This is a genomic window from Shewanella sp. LC6, from assembly GCF_006385735.2.
Lineage (GTDB): Bacteria > Pseudomonadota > Gammaproteobacteria > Enterobacterales > Shewanellaceae > Shewanella > Shewanella xiamenensis.
The window spans coordinates 4,322,298-4,344,623 of record NZ_CP043902.1 but is presented as its reverse complement, the minus strand read 5'-3'; the positions used below and the strand labels follow the sequence as shown (position 1 = coordinate 4,344,623).

21 protein-coding genes are annotated in these 22,326 nt (G+C 46.0%); 13 read left to right on the top strand and 8 right to left on the bottom strand.

Going from position 1 to position 22,326, the window contains the following annotated elements; genetic code table 11:
* Positions 1 to 9: 9 nt before the first annotated feature.
* Positions 10 to 480 (top strand): hypothetical protein, encoded by a 471-nt coding sequence (locus FJD32_RS19465; protein WP_240199973.1) that lies wholly within the window; start codon positions 10 to 12, stop codon positions 478 to 480.
* 140 nt (positions 481 to 620) lie between these two features.
* Here the strand turns inward: FJD32_RS19465 and FJD32_RS19460 are convergent, their stop codons facing one another.
* On the bottom strand, positions 621 to 2,864 hold the full coding sequence (locus tag FJD32_RS19460; RefSeq protein WP_088586148.1) for a TonB-dependent hemoglobin/transferrin/lactoferrin family receptor: 2,244 nt from the start codon (positions 2,862 to 2,864) through the stop codon (positions 621 to 623).
* A 429-nt stretch (positions 2,865 to 3,293) separates the two neighbouring features.
* Between FJD32_RS19460 and FJD32_RS19455 the strand changes: the two genes are divergently transcribed.
* Positions 3,294 to 3,716, top strand: coding sequence for a hypothetical protein (locus FJD32_RS19455; protein ID WP_088586147.1), 423 nt, complete (start codon positions 3,294 to 3,296; stop codon positions 3,714 to 3,716).
* A 170-nt stretch (positions 3,717 to 3,886) separates the two neighbouring features.
* Here the strand turns inward: FJD32_RS19455 and FJD32_RS19450 are convergent, their stop codons facing one another.
* Both FJD32_RS19450 and FJD32_RS19445 read right to left on the bottom strand, forming a co-directional pair.
* On the bottom strand, positions 3,887 to 4,390 hold the full coding sequence (locus FJD32_RS19450; protein ID WP_088586146.1) for a hypothetical protein: 504 nt from the start codon (positions 4,388 to 4,390) through the stop codon (positions 3,887 to 3,889).
* 186 nt (positions 4,391 to 4,576) lie between these two features.
* On the bottom strand, positions 4,577 to 4,828 hold the full coding sequence (locus FJD32_RS19445) for a DUF2999 family protein (protein ID WP_037414210.1): 252 nt from the start codon (positions 4,826 to 4,828) through the stop codon (positions 4,577 to 4,579).
* 387 nt (positions 4,829 to 5,215) lie between these two features.
* On the opposite strand from FJD32_RS19445, the gene katG reads away from it, so the two are divergent.
* From katG to FJD32_RS19425, 4 genes are all read left to right on the top strand, one after another.
* The gene (katG, locus tag FJD32_RS19440) at positions 5,216 to 7,438 is read left to right on the top strand and encodes a catalase/peroxidase HPI (RefSeq protein ID WP_037429981.1); all 2,223 of its coding nucleotides are present in this window, start codon (positions 5,216 to 5,218) and stop codon (positions 7,436 to 7,438) included.
* 197 nt (positions 7,439 to 7,635) lie between these two features.
* Positions 7,636 to 9,129 (top strand): ATP-binding cassette domain-containing protein, encoded by a 1,494-nt coding sequence (locus FJD32_RS19435; protein ID WP_140907369.1) that lies wholly within the window; start codon positions 7,636 to 7,638, stop codon positions 9,127 to 9,129.
* A gap of 175 nt (positions 9,130 to 9,304) precedes the next feature.
* On the top strand, positions 9,305 to 9,601 hold the full coding sequence (locus FJD32_RS19430) for a DUF134 domain-containing protein (protein WP_037429976.1): 297 nt from the start codon (positions 9,305 to 9,307) through the stop codon (positions 9,599 to 9,601).
* The gene (locus FJD32_RS19425; protein ID WP_037429974.1) at positions 9,598 to 10,101 is read left to right on the top strand and encodes a NifB/NifX family molybdenum-iron cluster-binding protein; all 504 of its coding nucleotides are present in this window, start codon (positions 9,598 to 9,600) and stop codon (positions 10,099 to 10,101) included. Before FJD32_RS19430 ends, FJD32_RS19425 begins: the two co-directional genes overlap by 4 nt.
* Before the next feature lie 446 nt (positions 10,102 to 10,547).
* On the opposite strand, the gene FJD32_RS19420 is transcribed toward FJD32_RS19425, so the two are convergent.
* The 4 genes from FJD32_RS19420 to FJD32_RS19405 form a co-directional block, all read right to left on the bottom strand.
* Positions 10,548 to 11,210, bottom strand: a complete 663-nt coding sequence (locus FJD32_RS19420) for a hypothetical protein (RefSeq protein ID WP_037429972.1) — start codon at positions 11,208 to 11,210, stop codon at positions 10,548 to 10,550.
* A gap of 302 nt (positions 11,211 to 11,512) precedes the next feature.
* Positions 11,513 to 12,490, bottom strand: a complete 978-nt coding sequence (locus FJD32_RS19415) for a transposase (RefSeq protein ID WP_088586145.1) — start codon at positions 12,488 to 12,490, stop codon at positions 11,513 to 11,515.
* A 188-nt stretch (positions 12,491 to 12,678) separates the two neighbouring features.
* Positions 12,679 to 13,026, bottom strand: a complete 348-nt coding sequence (locus tag FJD32_RS19410) for a thioredoxin family protein (RefSeq protein ID WP_037431766.1) — start codon at positions 13,024 to 13,026, stop codon at positions 12,679 to 12,681.
* A gap of 207 nt (positions 13,027 to 13,233) precedes the next feature.
* Positions 13,234 to 13,842: an excalibur calcium-binding domain-containing protein gene (locus tag FJD32_RS19405; protein WP_109277530.1), complete on the bottom strand. Its 609-nt coding sequence runs from the start codon at positions 13,840 to 13,842 to the stop codon at positions 13,234 to 13,236.
* A gap of 304 nt (positions 13,843 to 14,146) precedes the next feature.
* On the opposite strand from FJD32_RS19405, the gene FJD32_RS19400 reads away from it, so the two are divergent.
* Both FJD32_RS19400 and FJD32_RS19395 read left to right on the top strand, forming a co-directional pair.
* Complete coding sequence (locus FJD32_RS19400) at positions 14,147 to 14,503, top strand: helix-turn-helix transcriptional regulator (RefSeq protein WP_037414271.1); 357 nt, start codon at positions 14,147 to 14,149, stop codon at positions 14,501 to 14,503.
* Position 14,504: 1 nt separating this feature from the next.
* Positions 14,505 to 15,455: a hypothetical protein gene (locus FJD32_RS19395; protein WP_140907368.1), complete on the top strand. Its 951-nt coding sequence runs from the start codon at positions 14,505 to 14,507 to the stop codon at positions 15,453 to 15,455.
* 34 nt (positions 15,456 to 15,489) lie between these two features.
* Here FJD32_RS19395 and FJD32_RS19390 read toward each other — a convergent pair whose 3' ends face one another.
* On the bottom strand, positions 15,490 to 16,290 hold the full coding sequence (locus FJD32_RS19390) for a hypothetical protein (RefSeq protein ID WP_140907367.1): 801 nt from the start codon (positions 16,288 to 16,290) through the stop codon (positions 15,490 to 15,492).
* A gap of 455 nt (positions 16,291 to 16,745) precedes the next feature.
* On the opposite strand from FJD32_RS19390, the gene FJD32_RS19385 reads away from it, so the two are divergent.
* The 5 genes from FJD32_RS19385 to FJD32_RS19365 all read left to right on the top strand — a co-directional run bounded on the left by FJD32_RS19385 (position 16,746) and on the right by FJD32_RS19365 (position 22,285).
* Positions 16,746 to 18,827, top strand: a complete 2,082-nt coding sequence (locus FJD32_RS19385; protein WP_140907366.1) for a TonB-dependent receptor — start codon at positions 16,746 to 16,748, stop codon at positions 18,825 to 18,827.
* Between the two features lie 268 nt (positions 18,828 to 19,095).
* The gene (locus tag FJD32_RS19380; RefSeq protein ID WP_156143201.1) at positions 19,096 to 19,248 is read left to right on the top strand and encodes a hypothetical protein; all 153 of its coding nucleotides are present in this window, start codon (positions 19,096 to 19,098) and stop codon (positions 19,246 to 19,248) included.
* A gap of 445 nt (positions 19,249 to 19,693) precedes the next feature.
* Complete coding sequence (locus tag FJD32_RS19375) at positions 19,694 to 20,524, top strand: AraC family transcriptional regulator (protein WP_140907365.1); 831 nt, start codon at positions 19,694 to 19,696, stop codon at positions 20,522 to 20,524.
* A 112-nt stretch (positions 20,525 to 20,636) separates the two neighbouring features.
* Entirely contained in the window at positions 20,637 to 21,341 is a 705-nt protein-coding gene (locus tag FJD32_RS19370; protein WP_055647985.1) for a LysE family transporter, read from the top strand.
* Positions 21,342 to 21,475: 134 nt separating this feature from the next.
* Positions 21,476 to 22,285 (top strand): hypothetical protein, encoded by an 810-nt coding sequence (locus FJD32_RS19365; protein WP_055647984.1) that lies wholly within the window; start codon positions 21,476 to 21,478, stop codon positions 22,283 to 22,285.
* The last annotated feature ends 41 nt before the right edge of the window (positions 22,286 to 22,326 follow it).

Genomic DNA, 22,326 nt, shown 5'->3' with positions numbered 1-22,326 from the left:
TTGATAGGAATGGCATTGATAAATCGCAGAAAATTAGCATCTCTTATTGGCGTGCTGGTGTTATTGCCAGCATGGGGATATGCCCAGCAAGCGGAGGTGAGCGAAGCTAATCACTGCCAGCCTGTCAGCGGCTCTGAACAACACTCAGGTCAGTGTGAGCACAGCGCGGATAATACCGCCTACGATAAATTTGATGGCGTGGTATACCGTGGCGTCATCAATACTAAGCCCGTCACGCTGGAAATTATTGGTCAAGGCAACCAATATCGAATGACCGTTGATGGCTTGGCAACATTTGGGGAGTTGAATACCGAGCGCGGCTTTGAGCAGGATGAAAACGCTTCGCTCTTTATCCTTAACTGGCAACAGCCTGAAGCAGAACAGATAAAGTTTGTGAAATTATCCAAAGACCATTCAGTACTGGTGCGGGTTGATGCCAATGGCCAGCTCGATAACACCGCAACCCTGCATACGCGATAAAATGAGTCATTGTTGTTGCGAGCGCTTGATTACAAATCAGGGGATGAAGCTGCGATTTTGATTGAGTGTATGGCTCAGAGAGATTGCTAAACATTCCCCGATATACACCGGGGAATGCTTAGCAAGTACAACAGCTTAAATTAAAACTGATAATTCACACTCAGGTTGAAATAACGCCCAGGTTGGGTGAAATCATCCTTTTGCAAGTTCATGGTGCTATTGAGCAAGAACACGGATTGGCCAGCCACATCGGCGTAGTCAACATATTCCTTATCAAACAGGTTATACACCCCAGCACGCAGATGCAGATTGTCGGTAACGTGCAGGCCCATGGTTAAGTCAAACACGGCGTAACCGGCGGTGTTGTAGACTTCGTTAAAGCTTTCTTTAGGAATACATTGGCCCATTACGCAAATATCATCGATGGTCAGGTTGATATCGTGGGTGCGGTCCATCTTATCGGCCCAGCGTACTACTGCGCCAATATCGGTTTCCATTCCACCAATATTGCTATACCAATTCACCCCTAGGTTACCTTTTAGCGGGCTAACGCTGTTAAGGTATTGACCGTTTTCATCGGTTCCATGGGTATAGGAGATATTGCCCCATAGCTCTATGGTATCTGTCAGCCAATGGTTGGCTTGGGCCTCTGCGCCATAGAGGGTCACTTGATCGCGGTTGAAGTACTGGTATTTGAACTCCATGGGCTGCATCACCGGACCAAACACTGGCGGTTTAAAGCTGACATATTGCCAGTCAATAAAGTCGACCGCGTGGGTGTAGAAGGTGGTGAGCTCATATTGAGTATCTGCATGATTGCCACGGATACCCAGTTCCCAGGTGTGGGATTGCTCAGACTTTAAGTCATAGTTGGCTTGAATGATCACATCAGTCATCGAGCCGCCATCGACCTCTAACTCACCCCATTTTTGATCGGGCGTAGGCATTTTATAGCCATAGGCATATTGAGCGTAGGCGCTAACTGTGTCGGTAAGTTTATAAACGAGCCCCACTTTGGGTGACCAAAAGGTGTCGCTCATTACCGCAAAGTCGGCGGGATCTTTACCTGCTTCCATCGCTTGTTGTTGGTCGGGGCTGTTACGGAAATAGTCATAACGTAGGCCGCCAATCAGGTTTAAATCACCATTTAACAGGGTAATATCGTCCTGCAAAAATAGCCCTAAACGGTTGCTATCGGTATCGGCAAAGGTAAAGGGGGTTTCGGTTTGCCAATCACCGCCGCTGCTAGCGATATTGTTGTTGCGATGGCGCATCATTTTGGACCATTCATAGTCCATACCGTAGGTGAGCTGATGGCCATATCCCTCAGCGCCTAGATATTTGCTAAAGGTGCTGGTTAATCCAAGCCGTTGATCTTTAAATTTATAGTCGCGATATTCGGTAAGTGGGCGATCTAGTTTGAGTAAATCAAAGTAATCGCGATGTTCGAGTTGCTCCGTTTGGCCAAAATAGGCGGTAACGGTCAAATCATCGTGTAAATACGTGGCTTTATCGGAGCGCAATTGCAGGGCGCCGTTGATCACTTGGGTATCGCGATCGGTATCAATCCGCTCCTGCGGTACTTGGGCACGATTGAGCTTATCTTCCCAGCGTTCTAGCGTTTGCTCTAGGTAGTCGAGGGTGAGCTGCACTGTGGTGTGCTCATTAAAACGGTATTTGCTCTTGAATAGCAGGCTGTCTTGTAACAGATCGCTTTCAGGCTGAGTATCAAAGTAGTTCGGTAACTCTTCGCCTTTGCGGTGCTGATAGGTGAGCAAATTCTCAAAATCGCTATAGGCCGCGGCGCTGGTAAAGCCGCCGGAGTATTCGTTATTGATGCCTGTGTAACCCGCATTGAGCGACACATAATAATCTTCGCCTCGCAGGTAGTCGCTGGCATCTTTGGTACGCATCACGACTACGCCACCGAGGGCGTCTGAGCCGTACATAGTGGATGCAGCGGCTTTAACTACTTCAATTTGCTTAAGACTTTGCACTTCGGTTAAACCGCGGCCTGTGCCTTCAGCACCAGGGCCTAACGGCGAAGCATACTGGTTATTTACCCGTACACCATCTTTTACCATCATGACTCGGTTGCCGCCGATACCGCGAATGGTCACTGAGGTCGGTTTACCTGCACCACCCTTGATATCGACAGCCGATTCGTTACGGAACAGGCTACCAAAATCATTGCTCATATTACGTTCGATGGCTTGTTCATCTATCACCAAAATAGAGCCTGCCACCTGTTCAATGTTTTGTTCCATACGGGAACCTGAGACCACAATCACTTCTTGAATAAGTGGTTTAGATTGTTCGTCTGCCCAAGCGGGCAATGCACTTGCGACGGCAAGGGCACATAGACTGAGCGGCAATGGTTTCATCAATCACCTTTTTATAAATGAGAATTGTTCTTACCTTGAATATGCGCGATAGCTTATATGGAATTTACCTTGAGGTCAGGTTTTAATTGCCATTATGTGATCAAGGCAAAGCCTGTGAGTGATGTTTTAAAAGGGAATTATTGATTGATGCTTTATCACGGCTGAATGATGATAAAGCTGACACAATAATACCTATTCGAATGAGTCGGCAGAAAGCGATGACTCGCGCAGAGTTTTTTACTGCACATGCATAATTCGCCTTGTCCTTGGGTCGCACATGGGCTTGATGGATCATAGAGTCCTCAATGCGGGCAACCAGTTCAAGGGCGTTTTGCTGATATGAGTTTGGTCATTTATCTAACAACTCATATCAGGTAGGATAACTTTGCTATATTCTCAATCAATAACTTAGCTAGGCTGAGCCATCATATGAAAAAAGTGATTAGAGTTGCTATTGCGTGCAGTCTATTTTGCGGCGCCTTGAGTTGTATGGCTGCGGATAGTTTTTCCGAATTGCAGTCGGAAGAGCTGTCATCGATATTTGACCAAGCAATTGAGTCAGCCTATGACGCTCAATCTGTCATTTTGGAACAAGATCTCCCCACCTTAACTACCGATATTCAGAGTAGGAACAAACGTTACACGGGCTTTGATATCAACGAGTTTTGTTGCGGTGACGATATTGTCGGGTACAATGCTAAGGCATACCGAATTGCTTATACCTTATATTTTCAAACTGCCAGAGAAGTATGGGTTCCCCTAAATGGCAAAACTATAAATCAGTCATTTTGGCAGGTTGTGCATCCCAAACAGGAAACGTATGTGTGGACCTTTTACCAGAATGAGCATTAGTCGATACGGCTCTCCGAAGTAAAAATATCCCTGCAAAAATGCTTCCCCTTGAAAGTTATCTATCACTTAGGCCTATGTGTTGGTATCAGTCAGTTAGCTTTACTTTTCATATCAACCACATAGATGCTGAGGTGAATGATGAGCGATACGCAAAGAGGCTTGAGATGTCGCTATAGCCGCGGATCGGCCGATTGGCTCTCGACTTGGCCGATGACAGTGATATCACTCAAGTTTGATAGTTTGCCCCACTGCTGAATAGTCATCATGCCGGTGATTTCCTGGGCGCTGAAACTTAAGCGAATACCATCTTTGCGGTATTCCTGCGGTAGATTTTTAGGCAATATTTTTTGGCCGTTATCGGCAATAATTCCCCAAAAACCCCCTTCTAAATTGAGATATCTTACAGTGCCTTGCAGCATCATACCTTCTCCTTTAGGTGAAATACTTGGCTTGTTAACAACTTTGTCGTCAGTCGCCTGAAGTCGCTTATCCTCGCGCTTATCTATATCGACCGGATTAACCTCTGCTGTACTTGCTTGAGCCGTGCTTGTTTGTGAGGGGCTTTGCGTGGCGGGTTTGTCCATATCCTGCGCATGTTGCGCTTGAGTTTGCTTTTGACAACCCAACAACAGTACGGGCAGAAGTAGTGCAAATAGGCGAATAGGTTGGCGCATCTTGATTCCTTTCAATCACTTTGAGCTATTGATGGCGTGTTACCACACTCTAGCAAATATTGTCCGCGAGGGGCGATAAGGTTTTTATATCTTTGTGTAGCAGTGTGAAAGGGTAGAGATAACAATTTGAATATAAAGGCAAAGCCAATGCTGCTTTGCCTTTATAAGCCGATTGGCTGGGATAAATTACTTTTGTAGCTGCGCTTTAGCGGCTTCAACCTTGGCGAAATCTAAACCCAGCTCGAGTACCGCTTCTTTAATCACGGCGGGATTTTGCATTACCAGAGCCATCAGTTGTTGCAGTTTTTCAGGTGGAATACCGAGCTGGCCAATAATGCCCATCGCCATCAGGGGATTATCGGTTAATGCTTGAAAAAGCTCGTTAATTTTTGCATCAGTGACATTGTGTTCTTTTAAGATGGCAATAATCGGATTCATTGCAATACCTTATCAACGTTAACGGAAAACGGCCGCTATGCTATCACAGATAGCTAAACCTTTTGGATGAACAATTTTATACCATAGTCATTCCCTATAAGTTGACTACTAATACAGTATGGATTTCGGTAAGTGGCAACTTTCTTAATGCTTTCATAAATTAACCATCGTTAATCTATTTTCGCGATTCCAATCATCGGTATTAATCGTTTCAATTACTTAGAAGCCTGTCATTAGACTGCAATCTCGGTTGTGTTAACGGCATATGACAATTTTGCCTTGGAGTAACACAACGATAAGGATTGCTGTATGCCGTCAAACAGCAAGCGGATGGCTCATTGTTAATACAAATCAATGGGCCGAACAGGACGAAACTAGGTAACTATCATGAAAATAAACACCCTTCCTACGCTATCGGCGTTAACTTTGGCTATGTCTCTCGCATTGGGGGCGGGAACGGCCACAGCGCAAGAGCAAGTCACAGGTAATCAATTTTGGTGGCCTGAAAAATTAAATCTCAGTCCATTACGTCAAAATGCGATTGAATCCAATCCCTATGGCAGTGATTATCACTATGCCGAAGCCTTTAAAACCTTAGATCTCGATGCGGTAAAAAAAGATATCAAAGCCTTGATGACAGAGTCTCAGGACTGGTGGCCCGCCGATTATGGTCACTATGGGCCTTTCTTTATCCGTATGGCGTGGCATAGCGCGGGCGTATACCGGATTTTTGATGGCCGCGGTGGTGCTGCGGGTGGCCAACAACGTTTTGAGCCCTTAAATAGCTGGCCGGATAACGTGAGTTTAGATAAGGCTCGCCGTCTGTTGTGGCCTATCAAGCAAAAATACGGCAGCAAGCTTTCTTGGGGCGACTTGATGGTGCTAACGGGTAACGTGGCATTAGAGTCGATGGGCTTTAAAACCTTTGGTTTTGCGGGTGGTCGTGAAGACGACTGGGAAGCCGAAATGGTCAATTGGGGCTCAGAAAAAGCGTGGCTCGATAGTAAAAGACGCAACGAAAAGGGCGAATTGGCTAAACCTATGGGCGCGACCCAAATGGGCTTAATTTACGTTAACCCAGAAGGCCCGAACGGGGTGCCCGATCCTTTAGCATCGGCAAAGGAAATCCGCGATACCTTTGGCCGTATGGCGATGAATGACGAAGAAACCGTTGCCTTAATCGCCGGTGGTCACACCTTTGGTAAGGCGCACGGCGCGCACGATCCCGCAAAATGCGTGGGTGCCGATCCGGCCGCAGCAGGCATTGAAGAGCAAGGTCTAGGCTGGAAAAACAAATGTGGTAAAGGCCACTCTGAAGACACTGTTACCAGTGGTCTGGAAGGGGCTTGGTCATCCAACCCAACCAAATGGACCATGGAATATTTAACTTGGCTGTATACCTTTGACTGGGTACAAACCAAGAGTCCTGCTGGCCATATCCAATGGACGCCAGCCGATGATAAGGCGGCAAATCTGGTACCCGATGCTCACTTACCGGATAAGCGCCATGCGCCGATTATGTTCACCAGCGATATCGCGTTGAAGGAAGATCCTATTTATCGCGAAATCACCACGCGTTTCCTGAAAAATCCTAAGGAGTTTGAGCTAGCCTTCGCTAAGGCGTGGTTTAAGTTAACTCACCGCGATATGGGGCCAAAAGCGAGATATTTAGGTGCCGATGTGCCAGCAGAAACGCTGATTTGGCAAGATCCTATTCCTGCCCTTGACCATCCGCTTATCGATAACGCCGATATTAAAGCCTTAGGCAATAAGATCTTAGCATCTGGGTTAACAGTGCCTGAGTTGGTGAGAACCGCATGGGCGTCGGCAAGTAGCTTCCGTGATACCGATATGCGTGGCGGGGCAAATGGCGCGCGCATTCGTTTAGAGCCTATGATGAACTGGCAGGCCAACAATCCAAAAGAGTTAGCTAAGGTGTTGGCTAAGCTTGAGAAAGTCCAAAAAGACTTTAACGGTTCGCTCAAGGGCGGCAAAAAAGTCTCTTTGGCTGATGTGATTGTGCTTGGCGGTAGCGTCGCGGTTGAGAAAGCCGCCAAAGAGGCGGGAGTGATGATTTCGGTGCCATTTACCCCAGGTCGAATGGACGCCACACAGGCGCAAACTGATGTGAACTCCTTTGCGGTGCTTGAACCTGCGGCTGATGGTTTCCGTAACTATTACTCAAAAGACAACAGCTTGTCTCCCGCTGAGATGCTGATTGAGCGGGCCAATATGCTCAACCTGACCGTGCCCGAAATGACGGTGCTGGTGGGTGGTTTGCGTGCGTTGGATGCCAATAGTGCTGGCGTTAAGCACGGTGTATTTACCGATAAGCCAGGTGTGCTGAGCAATGACTTCTTCGTTAACTTACTCGATATGTCGACTAAGTGGAGCAAGTCGGCCAAGCAAGAGGGCATCTACGAGGGGCAAGACCGTAAGAGCGGTAAGCTTAAGTGGACAGCAACCCCAGTCGATCTTATCTTCGGCTCTCACTCTGAATTGCGCGCCGTGGCTGAAGTGTATGGCGCACAGGATGGTCAAGACAGATTCGTGCAAGACTTTGTTAAAGCGTGGAATAAAGTCATGAATGCCGATCGCTTCGACATCTAAAGTGAGCGGTTAACCTCAAGCCCATCCGCGCGTTTTCGTCGGGTGGGCTTTTTTATTTTTGTGGGTAATCAGTGTTTGAGCGATTGCTGGCTGGCATTCCATTCTGCTTATTTACTCAGTAGTATCAATGCCATGACAAATTTTACGCATATTCAGTCGAGTCAATGTTAATCGGGTTGAATACCTAAGGAAGTGGGATGGGTAATAGTGCTACGTACGGGGATAAAACGCTTGTTGTAAAAGGGTTGCGCTACGGTCGTGGCAATGAGCTGCTAGTCGTTGAAGATTGGCAGTTAATGCCGATGCAACATTGGGCCATTTTTGCGACCGACAGCTATAGCGGCTCACTCCTTGGGCGAATATTAGCGGGTGATATACAGCCTGATGAAGGCGAGATATCTGGATTACCGTCGCGAATTGGTTGGGTGTCACTCGGTTTACAGCAGGCATTACTTGAACGTGAGCTAGCAAAGGATGAACTCGACTATGGTTCAACGGTTGAATCATTAGTGCTGGAATCTTGTCTGCATACTGAACGTTTGAGCACCTTTTTACAAAAAGTGGAACTCGAACACTTAGCGCAAAGAGGATTTAGACAGTTATCGACTGGTGAAACCCGGCGGGTGATGTTAGCGAGGGCACTGGCAACTGAACCTGAGTTATTGATTTTAGATGACCCTTACGCTGGGTTGGATAGCGAGCATCAACTCAGCCTATCACGGCTGTTAGTTGAAATTGCCGAATATACTCAGTTGCTTATTATCACCTCCCGCCAAGAAGAGTTACCACCCTGTGTTAGCCATGTGGCACTGTTTAATAGCGATATGCTCAAATCGGGTCAGCATGTGCATCAACTCAGTGCACCTATGTCGATTGAGCAGTGGCATAGTCACCCTGTGATGGCGCATCTAAATGCACTTTCGGCCAGCCGCAGTGCCGAGCTTTTAGCGCTGATGGAGCGTCAACGTCACAATGCTGAAGCCTTTGATCCCTTAGTTGAGATTAAAAATGGCAAGGTGGAATATGTTAGCGGCTTGATTTTTAAAGGTGTGAATTGGCGGATTAATGCGGGCCAACATTGGCAAGTGCGCGGGCCAAATGGTTGCGGTAAGAGTACCTTACTCGGGCTGATTTTGGGCGATCATCCCCAATGCTACAGTAACGATATCACCCTCTTTGGGCGTCCACGAGGCAGTGGTGAGAGTATTTGGCAAATAAAACAACGGATTGGCATAGTGTCATCGGCCTTGCATTTGCAATACCGAGTGAGTTGTTCGGCGCTCGATGTCTTGTTATCGGGTTTTTACGATTCTATCGGCCTGTACCATAAGCCCACTAAACCTCAGGTCGATTTGGCGAAGGAATGGCTAGCGATACTGCATATGAGTGAGTTTGCCAGCACGGGTTTTAAGCAATTGGATTACGGCCAGCAGCGGCTATTGCTTATAGGCAGGGCCTTGATTAAACAGCCGTTATTGTTGATTTTGGATGAACCCTACCAAGGGCTCGACTTTATCAATCGCACTTTGGTAATGCGGGCGCTGAATATGATTGCCGAGCACCATCTTAGCCAATTGCTTTATGTCTCCCACCATAGGGAAGATGCCTTGCCAGCCATTAAAAACTTTGTCGATTTTATCAAACAGGAAGAAGGTTATTCGGTCGAGATTAGTGAGGGTGCCGATGTGTAACTCGAATTAGCTATCGAGCCGAACCTTATCATCATGGTGAGTAAAACTGTGATAACAACCTCGGTTTAAAAGTGATAAATGACCATAATAGTTTTTGGCGTACGCCAAAAACTATTCAAAGGGAGCGTCAATACTCGATTGCTTTCTAACATTTGCCCCTGAGGTGCAATTACAAATGCCCAGACCCAAAAAGTGCCGTCAATTATCGAGTTGTGTGCCCTGTAGTCTGTTTAAACCTAATGGCATACCAGCGGCTAACTTATCCCAAATCCTTTTAGCTGCCGACGAGTTTGAAGCCTTGGAGCTTGGTGATGTGCAGCGCTTAAGCCAGCTTGAGGCCGCAGCGCAAATGGGGATCTCGCGGCAAACCTTTGGTTATCTGCTCGCCAGTGCTCGCCAAAAAGTGGCGACCGCCATCACCCAAGGGCTGGTGCTGAAATTACCTATTTCAAACGATAAGGACCCAATATGATTATCGCCCTGCCTATTAGCCGTGGACGGCTTGCCAGCCATTTTACTAAGGCGCAGCAAGTCCATTTTTATGATGAAAATCATCAGCTTTTACTTTCTATCCCGAACCCCGCCCTTGGCGGCAATTGCCAAGATAAAAAAGCCTTGTTAGATGCCATTCGCGCCCAGCACACCAGCATTGTGGTGGTGCAACATATTGGTGAGCGTATGCTTGGTAAGTTACTCGATGCAGGGATCAGTGTGAGCCGAGGGGATAATCAACTATCGATTGCCACGCTGCTTGCTCAGAGTAAAGAGGTGAATTTGCGCTTAACCGAGGCATCACAGGGGCGTGCATCCCTAAAACATTTAGCCAAGGGCGGATGCTGTGGTGCTAAAGGAAGTTGTGGCTGCGGCGGTAAGGCAAAGACAACTCAAACCTTGTTGAGCATGACTCAAGCGCAGCCAAGCTTAACCTTAGCTAAACCCATCGCATACAGTGGTTTTAGATTATCAAAATAGTCATGGCGTTATTGTAGGTGCGGAATAAAATTTGATACTAAACAATCAATTACCCCTGTGAGTACCGTTTAGATTAAACATGACCCAAAATAAAGATTTATACTAATTGCTACTACTCAGTCCGAATCGAGCTACAACCGAGTATTAAAGTATCATACTCGTTGTAGCTCACTTCGGGACAAAAGCGAAATAGCCTTTTATCTACTCAGGAAGTTTATTGCCATTGTTTCCAAAGTGACACGCCGCCTCTTTATTTAACATGAAGTATCCCTATAGGCTCGACGGCGACATCTGCGGTACAGGATGTACTAATGCAGCGATCACATGGATGTGAATGAGCTGCCATGTCGCCGACGGTCACTGTAGACCCAATGCTAATTTTAACTATCCATTTGCTATATGTACGTAAAAAGCACCAGCTGTATGCCTGCAAGTGATTGTTATACCTATATTTGCTTAAGATCATTACGCATTTGTTCTCGCAGTTCTTTCGCCTTGCTTTTGGCTAGCTCACCAACTCTCATAAGCTCAGCTTGATTCTCCGCCGCCAAGTCTTGGTTATTCTCTATCGTTATTTTGACCAAATCTGACATCATCTTTCCAGATATCGAAAAAAGCTGATCGTATAACTCCTTGATTTCGTCAAGCAACACTGCCACTTCGTCACTTGCCGTTAAACGAAGGCTATTAGTCTCGGACTCAATAACTCGAAGCTCTAGGAATCCGTCTCGAGTTATTTTTGATATTTCCTCAGAAAATCTAATAGTTGCAGTTGTTGCCTCAGCTTCATCGTTACGATCACAAGCATGCAAATACGATGACATAAACTGATTCATTATCGGGAGGAATACATTTTGATAATCAGTTTGGTGCCTATTGTGTATGGCATCAATGTGTCTGAAATATGATTCATATTGCGCTGCCTTCATTTCGAAGACTTTTTTTCTCCGTTCTAGATCAAGATCAAACGATTGCTTAACTGCAATAAGCTCTCGTTCGTGACGCTTCTTATTAAAATATAGAAAAGCTAACCAGAGTGCATTTACTACCCCAAATGCCCACGCAGCATATTCAGGTTTCTCTGAAATTATTTTGAATAATTCTTCCATTCTCGAAAATCTACTTTAGGTATAACGTCTTAGTATTTATGCGCTGCGCTGTTCCAAATAAATCGAGCAAATAAATCGAGCCACCCATTTTAAATCAATAACATAATGCACTTTCCGTTTACCTACAACTTGTAAAGTTAATATTGTTCAAAAAAGAACCATCAAAAGTCACAGGGATAGCATCTGAGGTAATAAATTGAGCTAATTCCTTAAAAAATAGTGTATTTCAGACGAGGTAAGTCATCCCATAGTGCTTGGGAAGTTTTAGGCAATGATTGTTGTCGAAGGGATATAAGCAGTTGTCAGTCACTGTAAAAGTGCTGGCAGCTTGCGACAAAGTGCCGTCGTCGCTTTTCTAAGTGTTCGCAGTAATGAGTCAGTTCTTGTAATGTGCCTACTGGACCATGAAATAGCTTACCAAACTCGGTAGTCAATTTGAGCCAATTGTCATGGGGGATATTTAATCTGGTCAGTAACTTACCACTATTTTCACTGATGCTTCCACGTTTATCATTGCGAATGATTCGGCCTGTATCTTCCACCAATTGAAGGTAATCGGTTAAGGAAAACGCAATGCCATTGGGTTGGTTGTCACACTCGTTACCAATAAACGGTAATAGATTACTCGGCTGCTCACCTTTTAATGCGGCCCGAATACGTAGTTGGATACTGGTATGGTCGGATTGTTCTAGTGTATCAGCAAGTTGCGCTCGAATCGGATTCAAATCAACATAGGTCATACAGGCTAATACCGCAGCTTCATCGAGTAGGGCTTGCGATTTAAATCGCCCCTCCCAGAAACGACCTGTACAGTTATCCTCTTGATTTGCTTGCCTTGCTATTGGTTCGTTAAGGCAGCGCATAAACCATGAGATATCACACAAACGACTACGATAAAGGGCGATTGAGTGCTTTAATCGGTTGACCTGATGGGCTTCGACTAACTCACCTTTAGCGAATTTTTGCGTTAACTCATCGCCTTTAAACAACTTATGCCACTGCTCAAGCACTTCGCGGTCAGTCCAACGATTTGCCGTCTCGATATCGACTCGCAACACCAGATGCAGATGATTAGACATCACGGCAAAGGCTGCGATATCAATAGCAAAAACAGCTTCAAGTTCAAACATTAGCGATTCTACCCAACCTCGACGATGGTCATAATTTTTACCCGAGTAACTGTCATCACCACATAAAAATGCCCGCCGCACCACGCGGCTACAGCAATGGTAATAGGGCGTGTCTTCAAGACTTATCTGAGTTCTGCGAGGGCGCGGCATACAAACCTCCATGTTTAATGCTTAACCAAAGCATAGTCGGAGGTTAGCTACCTCGCTATTAAGGTTGGGTGTCCATGTTTTGATGTTTTGCATGTTTTGATGTTTTGGGGGCATAAATGCTTTAGAAAAGGCTGTACACCGATGTGTTAGCTGCCTTTTCAGTATGATTCTTTATTACTTGGTGACAGTTATTCTGCATTCAGTAATTTATAGGGGCGGGCAATCGCTCCTTTGAGATCGCCGAGGGAAAACACCTTCGAAAAGCGCGCAAAGCTTTTGCCATAAAATATTGTTTCTACCACGGGCAGGCTAAAAACCTGGTATCTCGCGGCAAGCTCAAGGTGAGCTTCACAGTCGATATAGACTAGCTGCATTTTGGGAAAATCTTTGGCTAGCATAGCGGCGATTTGTGGTTTAAGCGCTTGGCACACGCCACAGCTTGGTGCACCAAATAGCAGTAATACCGCTGGATATTGCTTTAGTATGGCATCCAGTTGCTCGGGTGTTTCAAGGGTGTGGATAACGGCAGTCGGCATGGACAATCCTATCGAATTTGGGGTTTTACAGGCAGAGTATCACGGAATTAATCCCCTTTTTACGGCACTGCTGCCGATAAATGAGCCTACGAAAAATAGACCCACCGTCAGTATGATAATGCCGAATACTATTAGTCCTGCTATTTGTGCTCCGCTGAGCTTATCGATCCAATGCGAAAGCGTATTTATCATTTTTGTTTTACCTCGTTACAACATGGATGAGCTGCACCATTGGCTTTCACAGGGAATACCATCGCCATCACCATCCATTTGCGTGTTGGGACAATTTTGAATGTAAAAGGTCGCTTCAGCACAGGAGCGCATATGGCTGCAATGGGTTTTACCTGCTTCACAGTGAAATTGAGGTTCGACTGTTCTTTGTGGCTGTTCGGAATAAGTGGCTGGTTTTTCCTCAATAATAGTTTCTTGCCTTTGTTGAAATGCCTTATAGCCAATTCCCGCTATGGCAACAAGTAATAATATTGAAATCAAACGGTTGAGTGAGGTCTGGGGTCTCTTGGTATTGGCGCTTTTGTTGCCTCGATTGACCTGCGGCGTTCGGCTTGCGGCTGTTGATGTGGGGGTTGCTGCCAGTACCGCAACGCCCTCTATTGAAGCGATTACAGCTTTAATTTTGCCGTCATTCTGGACTTCTGTTTGGTATAAAATGCTATCGCCGACTTTCGGTTTTCGCGCCATCTTCTTAAGTACTGAGATATGGATAAACACATCGCGATCACCACTTTTATCGGGCTGAATAAAACCAAATCCCTTTTCATCGTTCCAGCGTACTAAAACGCCTCTCTCCATGAGCATTGATAGTTTCCTTATGAGTTGATTCTGCGCCTAATTGGATTTACTTGCATAAAAGGCTGCCAGCTAAGTTACTCAAGTTACAGCCTTTTGGCAATTTGTATCTGGGTTGCATCGCGATTGATGCACTTTGCTTTGTGCGGGCGATGGCCTCAGTACCTTGTGGTTTATTTGATTTGAAAAACAACTCACCAAACCGTTTTGACTAAATTTTGCGCTAAAAACTTGCCATATTACTGTGTGTCGCATAGTATTTGCTGTGTGCCACATAGTATGTACGGCACAGTGTTAATTATAGGAATTGAGTATGACAAGTTCACAGCTAGTCAAAATGCGGCTCGAGTTACGCCGTGGCGTATTAGTGTTGGCGGTATTGGGATTGTTAAAACAACCCCATTATGGTTATTCGCTTCGCAAACAGTTGCAGGACGGCGGTATCGATATCGACGAGGGAACGCTGTATCCCTTAGTGCGCCGTTTAGCCGAGCAGGGATTGTTAGAAAGTGAGTGGCGACAGGCCGAAGGGCGCGAACGCCGTTACTATCAATTGTCATCATCGGGGGCTGAGCTACTTAGCCAACTAACCGAGGAATGGCAGCAACTTAATGGTGCCTTGGCATTTTTGCTAGGGCAGGTTACCGATGAGAATACAGAGGAAAACTGATATGGAATTAGTTGACCGTTATATTGCCGCTGTGCAACGGGAATTGCCCGAAGATAAACGTCAGGAAATTAGTCGTGAACTCAAAGCCAATATCTGTGATCAATTGGATGCCCTTGCTGAACAAGGTGAGCTGTCGGAATCACAAATCGCCGCAGTGTTAAAGCAAATGGGACATCCGGCACAGGTCGCCTGGCAATTTGTGCCACCAAGCCCCATAGTGGCTAATGAAGATATCTCTTTGTTTAAGTACACCTTGTATATGGTGCTGGGCGTCTTATTTGTATTGCAGGTGATTGGCGGTGCGACCCAATGGCTTGGTGCGACTGAAGGGAGTTTATTAGGATTTCTGCTGCATATTGTCCACGGCTTTATCGGTGATGCTTGCTTTGCATTTACCGTAATTGTGTTGTCATTTTGGAGTTTTTCAATTCAGGGAAAATCATTTTCCGCTGGCTGTAATAAAGACTGGCAACCGCAACAACTGCCCAAAGTGGTGCCTTCTTGGCAGCAAATCCGCTTTAGTGATGTGTTTTTCGATCTAGCGACTTATCTTTTTTTACTCATGGTAATTTGGAGTAGTGTCTGGATGAGTGCCGAGCAACTAGCGGCACGTTCAGTTATCTTCAGTGTTAATGTGCAGCAATTGCTGCAATGGTTTAGCCCCATTATCTTGCTGTCTATTTTCAATAGTCTTTGGCAACTGCGCCGTCAGGTGTGGACGGCAACATTATTGCTAACGAATATGGGGATGAATCTAGCCTATGCGTTATTGCTTGTCTTTCTGGCGTTTAACTCGCCATTGTTACAGGTTCAAGGATCTGACTTAAATGGTCTTTTTACAGTAGAACAGTTAGATAAATGGTTAAGCCATGTCCTGTTGATTACCGCATTATTCCCCAGTTATGAATGTATCCGTGATCTGTTGAGGTGGCGAAAGTTAACTGCAAGCTAGAGGCTTAAATCGTGGCGTGATTCGTGGTGAGGGATTATTTGTTTTGCTTACTGCTAATACTTGCTTGCGCTTGTTGCTTGTACAGTTCAAATAAACCCTGCTGCTTCATTTTTTTGAGTTGTGCAGCAAGGTTTATGGCCAGTTGGCTATGGCGCTCGTTTAAATACCCATAGCTTGTGATTGCCTCTAATGTCGCTATCGGTTTTATTAGGCCGTCTTTAAACTCAGGAGTTTGCTGAAGGAGTTGTGAACTTATTTCTGAATCGATGTAGATATCAATCCGGCCATGAAGTAATTTTCGAAATGAGTTAATGGGTGAAGATGATTCACTAAGCCGTGCTTCTGGTATAAGCGCTGTAAGGATTTGTTCAACCCGCAATATGCCTCGATAATATTCAACCTTATAGTCTGCTGTGGTTAGTGATTGCCAATCAGCAAGCTTGATATTCGGATTATTACTAAAGGCGATTAAATGTGTTTCGATAATGGGTTCTTCAACCCTAATCACATGTTGTACTTTATCGCCATAGGTGAACACTCTACCGGGTTCGCCATCGACTTTACCTGACTCCAGCATTTTGCTGGCTCGAATTGCGGGTACGAGTTCATAACTAAATTGATAACCCAGTTGGTCTAAGGCGTGGCTGTAAATGAGTTCGGCCCATTTAAAGTAAAAGCTATGCTCAGGATCCTCATAAAACGCCATAGTAAATATGGGCTTATCCGTTACAGTCGCCGCTGTTGGCGAAGGTGTGGTTTCACTCGCTTGGGCGCTTAAGCAAAAGACGATTCCAATTAATATATTGGATATACCCGCAAGGTTCCTAAACGGCATACTCACTCCCTTTAATATTGACTATATAACCTGAACTCGGGGTAACGAGTGTCGAAAAATCTAAACTCAACAAACTAAATCAATGCTATAAATGATTATTTTTAAAAGAAAAGTTTTTCTGACTGAATGCGCAGATTTTTGCGCATATCAAGGCGCTCTGTCGTACGCATAGTGAGCTCAGGTTATATAGAGTATAGCCATCCTAATTCACTGGCTTAGCTTTATTCTCCCTTGTTCTTCGAACGGTGAAAAACCTCAATATCGGCAATAAAATGTGATCTGGTTGCGGACAAATTGTCCTTTTGTCAGTAAAAATGTGCGACTTAGCACATAAATTTGACAGATAAATGTTGTTGGCGATTTTTCTCTCACTGGAGTTTGAGCTAGATCCGCTTTTGTGCTGTGAAGACAGTGTTAAATCCGCGTCATCAACTCGTTGACTCGGGAAACACTCAATGAAACTAAAACAACACGTTTTAAAAACACGGTCAGCTAAAGCCTATTTAACTGGCCTATGTTTATTGCCACTTAGCGGCTTATCGGCCACAGCACTTGCTGATGATCTGGATAAAATCGAGCGTTTAGAAGTGCGTGGCAGGCAAATTAATACCTTAGGCCATAGTACTTCGGCGTCTGAAGGGATTGTGGGGGCGGCGGAGATCGAGAGTCGCCCGCTGCTGCGCACGGGGGAGATCCTTGAGTTTGTCCCCGGGATGATAGTCACTCAGCACAGTGGTTCGGGTAAGGCGAATCAGTATTTTCTACGAGGTTTTAACTTAGACCATGGCACAGATTTTAATACTCGCGTCGAAGGTATGCCGGTCAATATGCGGACTCACGGGCATGGGCAAGGGTATACGGATCTTAACTTTTTAATCCCCGAGCTGTTAGGGGAAATACGTTATGCCAAAGGAGCTTATTATCCTGAAGTGGCAGACTTTTCTGGCGCGGGTGCGGCGCAAATTCTGCTCGCCGATGAACTCGCTTATCGCCAAGTTGGGGTGACCTTAGGGGAATACGGTTATCAACGGCTGGTGGCGACTCAGGATATGAAGACCGAGGCCGGTCGATTTATTTTAGGAACAGAATTACAGGCTTACGATGGTCCTTGGAGTGATATTAAGGAGGATGTCAGCAAGATCAATGTGGTAGGTCGCTATCTTACCAAGCTTAATGGCGGGGACTTTAGCCTCACTATGATGGCCTACGACAATAGCTGGAATTCGGCGGATCAAATTCCGGCGCGGGCGGTGGAGTCTGGGCTGATTGATTTTTACGGTTCACTCGATACCGATGTGGGCGGTGAGGCCAGTCGTTACAGCATTTCGGCGAATTATGACGCTGGCAACTGGCAGGCCAATGCCTATGCCATCCGCTCAACCATGGATCTGTTTTCAAACTTTACTTACTTCTTAAACGATCCCATCAATGGCGATGAATTTGAGCAGGTCGATGAGCGCACCATTTGGGGCGGCGATATTAAACGCGACTGGCAAATGAGTCTGGCGGGGACACAAATCAATTACAGTCTAGGTGCCGATGTGCGCTACGACGATATTGGTGCCGTGGGTTTATATAACACCAAAGCACGGGAACGCCTCAGCACTGTGAGACTCGATGAAGTGCAGGAACTCTCTACGGGATTGTTTGGCAAGCTGGAGTGGTTGCCTGCTGACCAATGGCGTTTGAATTTAGGCTTGAGATACGACTATTTCGATGTGCAGGTCGATAGTGATAATCCCCTCAACAGCGGCGATGCTTCCGATGGTATGTTGAGCTTAAAGGCGGGCGCTTCCTACCTAGTAAACGATAATCTGGAACTCTATATGAATGCGGGGCAAGGATTGCATTCTAACGATGCCCGCGGCGCAACCATTAAGGTCGACCCAGTCACGGGCGATCCGGTTGAAAAGGTCGATTTGTTAGTGCGCTCCAATGGTGGCGAGTTTGGGGTCAAATACTATGATCGCGACTTTATTAACTTCTCGGCGGCGCTTTGGTATTTGGAACTCGACTCTGAACTACTCTTCGTTGGCGATGCGGGCAATACCGAACCAAGCCGCGCCTCTGAGCGTTACGGCGCTGAAATCACGGCCTATTATTGGCTTAACGATGATGTGAGCTTAGATATGGAACTGGCCTGGACCCGTGCCCGTTTTACCGAAAATGAACTCGATGAAGGCAAATATGTCGATGGTGCCGTGCCCTTTGTTGGCAGTGCGGGCATTACCTATCGTCCCGATGGCGATGGTTGGTATACCAGTGTCAGGCTGAGATATTTAGGTGAGCGGATCCTCGATAGTTTTGATGAGCATAAAGCCGATGACACGACTTTAGTTAACCTTGCCTTGGGTTATCAGTTATCGGGCTTCGATACTAAGCTGGAGCTATTGAATATATTTGATAGCAAAGACCACGATATCGATTATTTCTACGAGTCTCGTCTAGCGGGTGAGCCAGCTGAAGGCGTGGAAGACTTGCATTATCATCCCGTTGAGCCGCGTATGGTGCGGGTGAGTGTCAGTTATCGTTTCTAACTTGAGTGACCATTCTTGAGTGACCATTGCTAGCGCCAACCGATACGCTAAGTTTGTTCCGCACCTAGGATAAACTTAGCGTTTCTATTCTGTTTAACATCATCATTTCGATATTTAGCTCAAATAAAATATTTTTAAATCAAGATATTTAGTCATGTTAGGCATTGAGGCTGTCGGTGCCTCTTAAGGGAATACCCTCAAACACTCAATACTAAAATTGGTGATGAATATTAAACGGATCGCTGCCGTTATCTCCTGAAGTTTAATCATGGCATTAGCCACTCCCGTTACCGCTTCTTCTACCAACGAGGTGAATGCCCAATGTGCAACCTTTAAGGCAAGCCACTTAACAGCCCAATACCAAGTGAACAATGCTAATAAGGGGCAACGTTGGCAGATGACGCGACTCAGAGTTATTTAAAGGGATAACACCACCTTTGAACAATAGGCTCCCAATGGCGAGTATTTGCATTATTTCTCCGTTGAAAGTGCTCTGTCACTTAGCGCAAGGGTGACTTTCGGGCGTTAAACATCAAGCACGATCGTGAACCCTTATACCATGTGATCTCACTGGCATTGCCCGCTGATATAACTAACATTGGCCTAAAACAACTACTTTATTGAACTAACACAATTACTTTGCTTTGTGGTTTAAAGCGTTATCGAACACGGTCGCAGTGGCTTCTATAAATAGCGAAGGCCATGCCATTGAGGCGTAAGACGGCCACGGCAGTTATTCGCACTCATCCGCCATTTGGCATTTTTTGGGAGGGCGCTGCAATAATTTACTATTCCGACCAAGAGCTCGGCGGCTAGAATGGGTAGTATCTAAAGTTATGTTTGCCCTGTGAGATTAAGCTTGCCCTATGAGCCGTGTGACTCCCGTTGAAAATATCAATTACTGGCGCCATCCCAGTCTCTCGGGCATTGAACTGAGTCAGGCGGAATTTACCCATTTCAGTTTTGATAAACACGTGCATCTGGATTATCACTTAGGTGTGGTGACTCAAGGGGCACAGCAATTTATCAATAAGGGCTGTCATTATCAGCTAGGACAACATGGGCTATCGACCCTCAATCCCGATGAAACCCATGATGGACAAAGCCGCGACGCCGAAGGTTATCGGGTTAAGGTGATGTCGATCCCCGTGGAATATATGAATGATATCAGCCTAGAGTTAGGGCTGAAGGCACATTTTTTTAATGCGCCTATGGTGGATGACCCCGCGTTATATCAGTACTTTATCCAGTTGCATGATTTGCTTATCCAAGGTCAATGTTCTGAGCTTGCGGCCGAGTCCCATCTGCTGAATTTTATGCAGCTGTTATTAACGCGCCATCCGGCAGGAGTGCTTAAACTTGAGCAGGATAGGGGGCTATCATGGCAGCAGTTAAATCGAATCAAACAGAAAATCCACGATGAACCTTGGCAAAACACTCAGCTTGAAGGTCTAGCCAATGAGGTCAACCTGAGTAAGTTTCAATTTTTAAGGCAGTTTAAACAGGCAACGGGGATGACGCCCCATGCCTACGTTAAGCGGGTGCGATTAGAGTTAGCGAAAAAGTCCTTAACCGATGGCGCACTGGTGGTAGATGTGGCACAGCAGTTAGGCTTTTTCGACCAGAGTCATCTAAATAAGGCGTTTAAGCAGGCTTTTTTACTCTCTCCCGTCCAATTCCAGCGACGCATGCTTTAATACGATTGGTATAATTTGTCTCGGTAAATTAACCGCGTGCAATTTCTTACAATGCAGGTGCTACAGGCTTGGGCATACTGACGTTCTTATCTGTTTTTGCGGAGCCCTATTGATGGATGTATCCCTGTTAGTCACTTTAGCCGTTATTCATTGTGTTGCCTTAGTCAGCCCCGGGCCGGACTTTGCCATTATGGTGAAGATTGCCACCTCACAGCCGCGAAACACCGCAATCGCAACGGCGGTCGGGATATCGGCGGCGATTTTAGCCCATACCATTTTGAGTTTAACCGGCGTTAGTTTAGTGATTAAAAGCTCTCATACCTTGTATCTCTTAGTGCAATTGCTGGGCGCTTCGTATTTGGCGTGGATGGGATTTGGCGCACTAAAGGCCGCGGTGGCTTTTTTCAGTAAACCCAAAACCGTATTGAACGGTGAGGGCGCCGATCCTTCTGGATTCACTACGACATCAGAAAACAGCCTTGATATGCCCACGGCGGGTGCGGTCAACGCTTTGTCAGCTAAACAGGGTTTTATGAGAGGGCTTTATACCAATTTATTGAATCCTAAAGCCTTAGTGTTTTTCATAACCTTATTCTCCGCACTGATCACTCCCAGCGTGACGCCCGTGACTAAAGTCGCCGCCGCGCTGTTGTTATTTGTGTTGTCACTGCTGTGGTTTGGCTTTTTGGCGCTGATGCTCTCTAAGGCCAAGGTGCAGCAAAAGCTGCAACGACTGACGCCTATCATCGATGCGGTGATTGGGGTGATCTTTATGTCGGTCGCAGTGGCGATAGTGTCTAGTTTGCTGTTGGCTTAATGAGAACTGAGCGAGGCTGTGATTCGGCTTTTAACACATAGTCTTGGATGGGATTGTTTATGTTTATCCCATCTTAGCTATGCTATCCTTGCCAAGTCTTAATTTGGATGTTTTTGACTTTAAAGGAATAAGCCATGCCTCATGCTCTGTCTTCTCGAACATATTCAGCTATTCATCGACTTTCGCGCTTAGGGCTTTTTGCAGGCTTGCTGCTGGGGAGTCTAAGCCTTGCGCCACAGGCTTTGGCTGCACTAGAAGCGGAATATGTGCCGCAGGTGCAAGCTTTGATTGATGCGGCCAAGGCGGGTGATCCTCAGGCGATTGCTAAGCAGATTGCTTATCCTCTCAAGCGGGAATATCCGCTCCCCGATATACAAAATCCACAGCAAATGCTGACGAGATTCCAGCAAGTCTTTGATAGCAAGTTGCTGAGTCAAATCGCCCATTCGACCACAGAGAACAACTGGGAGACTATGGGCTGGCGCGGCATTATGCTCGATCACGGCAGTGTCTGGTTGGACTTTGATGGCAAAATCTCGGGCATTAATTATCAAAGCCCAGAGGAAGCCAAATTAAGAGACGAGCTAATCGCGCAGCAAAAATTGATGCTACACGAGAGTGTGCGCGAATTTGCTAGCCCAGTACTCGCGTGGGAAACCGCGCGATTTACCATACGTGTCGATGCCATCGATAATAACCAATACCGTTATGCTGCTTGGGCAAAGGGTAAATCCCTGAGCGAGAAACCTGATTTAGTCCTCAAAAAGGGTCAATTGGTGCGTGAGGGGACTGGTGGTAATCATTCTTTCCAGTTTAAAAGCGGTCCCTATCGCTATGTTTGCGATGTGATAGTGCTCAGCGCCGAAGAGAGTCCTGTGGGTAGACTTTATGTCTACAAAAACGATCAATTGCTGGTGCAGGAGCCTGTGATTAAGGCGCTATAGCTTAATTGGTCATTCACTTAAGGCAATTCCCTGATGCGAAT

Coding starts and splice junctions, on each gene's coding strand:
- FJD32_RS19465 (WP_240199973.1), top strand. CDS start 10: ATGGCATTGATAAATCGCAGAAAATTAGCATCTCTTATTGGCGTGCTG.
- FJD32_RS19460 (WP_088586148.1), bottom strand. CDS start 2,864: ATGAAACCATTGCCGCTCAGTCTATGTGCCCTTGCCGTCGCAAGTGCA.
- FJD32_RS19455 (WP_088586147.1), top strand. CDS start 3,294: ATGAAAAAAGTGATTAGAGTTGCTATTGCGTGCAGTCTATTTTGCGGC.
- FJD32_RS19450 (WP_088586146.1), bottom strand. CDS start 4,390: ATGCGCCAACCTATTCGCCTATTTGCACTACTTCTGCCCGTACTGTTG.
- FJD32_RS19445 (WP_037414210.1), bottom strand. CDS start 4,828: ATGAATCCGATTATTGCCATCTTAAAAGAACACAATGTCACTGATGCA.
- katG (WP_037429981.1), top strand. CDS start 5,216: ATGAAAATAAACACCCTTCCTACGCTATCGGCGTTAACTTTGGCTATG.
- FJD32_RS19435 (WP_140907369.1), top strand. CDS start 7,636: ATGGGTAATAGTGCTACGTACGGGGATAAAACGCTTGTTGTAAAAGGG.
- FJD32_RS19430 (WP_037429976.1), top strand. CDS start 9,305: ATGCCCAGACCCAAAAAGTGCCGTCAATTATCGAGTTGTGTGCCCTGT.
- FJD32_RS19425 (WP_037429974.1), top strand. CDS start 9,598: ATGATTATCGCCCTGCCTATTAGCCGTGGACGGCTTGCCAGCCATTTT.
- FJD32_RS19420 (WP_037429972.1), bottom strand. CDS start 11,210: ATGGAAGAATTATTCAAAATAATTTCAGAGAAACCTGAATATGCTGCG.
- FJD32_RS19415 (WP_088586145.1), bottom strand. CDS start 12,490: ATGCCGCGCCCTCGCAGAACTCAGATAAGTCTTGAAGACACGCCCTAT.
- FJD32_RS19410 (WP_037431766.1), bottom strand. CDS start 13,026: ATGCCGACTGCCGTTATCCACACCCTTGAAACACCCGAGCAACTGGAT.
- FJD32_RS19405 (WP_109277530.1), bottom strand. CDS start 13,842: ATGCTCATGGAGAGAGGCGTTTTAGTACGCTGGAACGATGAAAAGGGA.
- FJD32_RS19400 (WP_037414271.1), top strand. CDS start 14,147: ATGACAAGTTCACAGCTAGTCAAAATGCGGCTCGAGTTACGCCGTGGC.
- FJD32_RS19395 (WP_140907368.1), top strand. CDS start 14,505: ATGGAATTAGTTGACCGTTATATTGCCGCTGTGCAACGGGAATTGCCC.
- FJD32_RS19390 (WP_140907367.1), bottom strand. CDS start 16,290: ATGCCGTTTAGGAACCTTGCGGGTATATCCAATATATTAATTGGAATC.
- FJD32_RS19385 (WP_140907366.1), top strand. CDS start 16,746: ATGAAACTAAAACAACACGTTTTAAAAACACGGTCAGCTAAAGCCTAT.
- FJD32_RS19380 (WP_156143201.1), top strand. CDS start 19,096: ATGGCATTAGCCACTCCCGTTACCGCTTCTTCTACCAACGAGGTGAAT.
- FJD32_RS19375 (WP_140907365.1), top strand. CDS start 19,694: ATGAGCCGTGTGACTCCCGTTGAAAATATCAATTACTGGCGCCATCCC.
- FJD32_RS19370 (WP_055647985.1), top strand. CDS start 20,637: ATGGATGTATCCCTGTTAGTCACTTTAGCCGTTATTCATTGTGTTGCC.
- FJD32_RS19365 (WP_055647984.1), top strand. CDS start 21,476: ATGCCTCATGCTCTGTCTTCTCGAACATATTCAGCTATTCATCGACTT.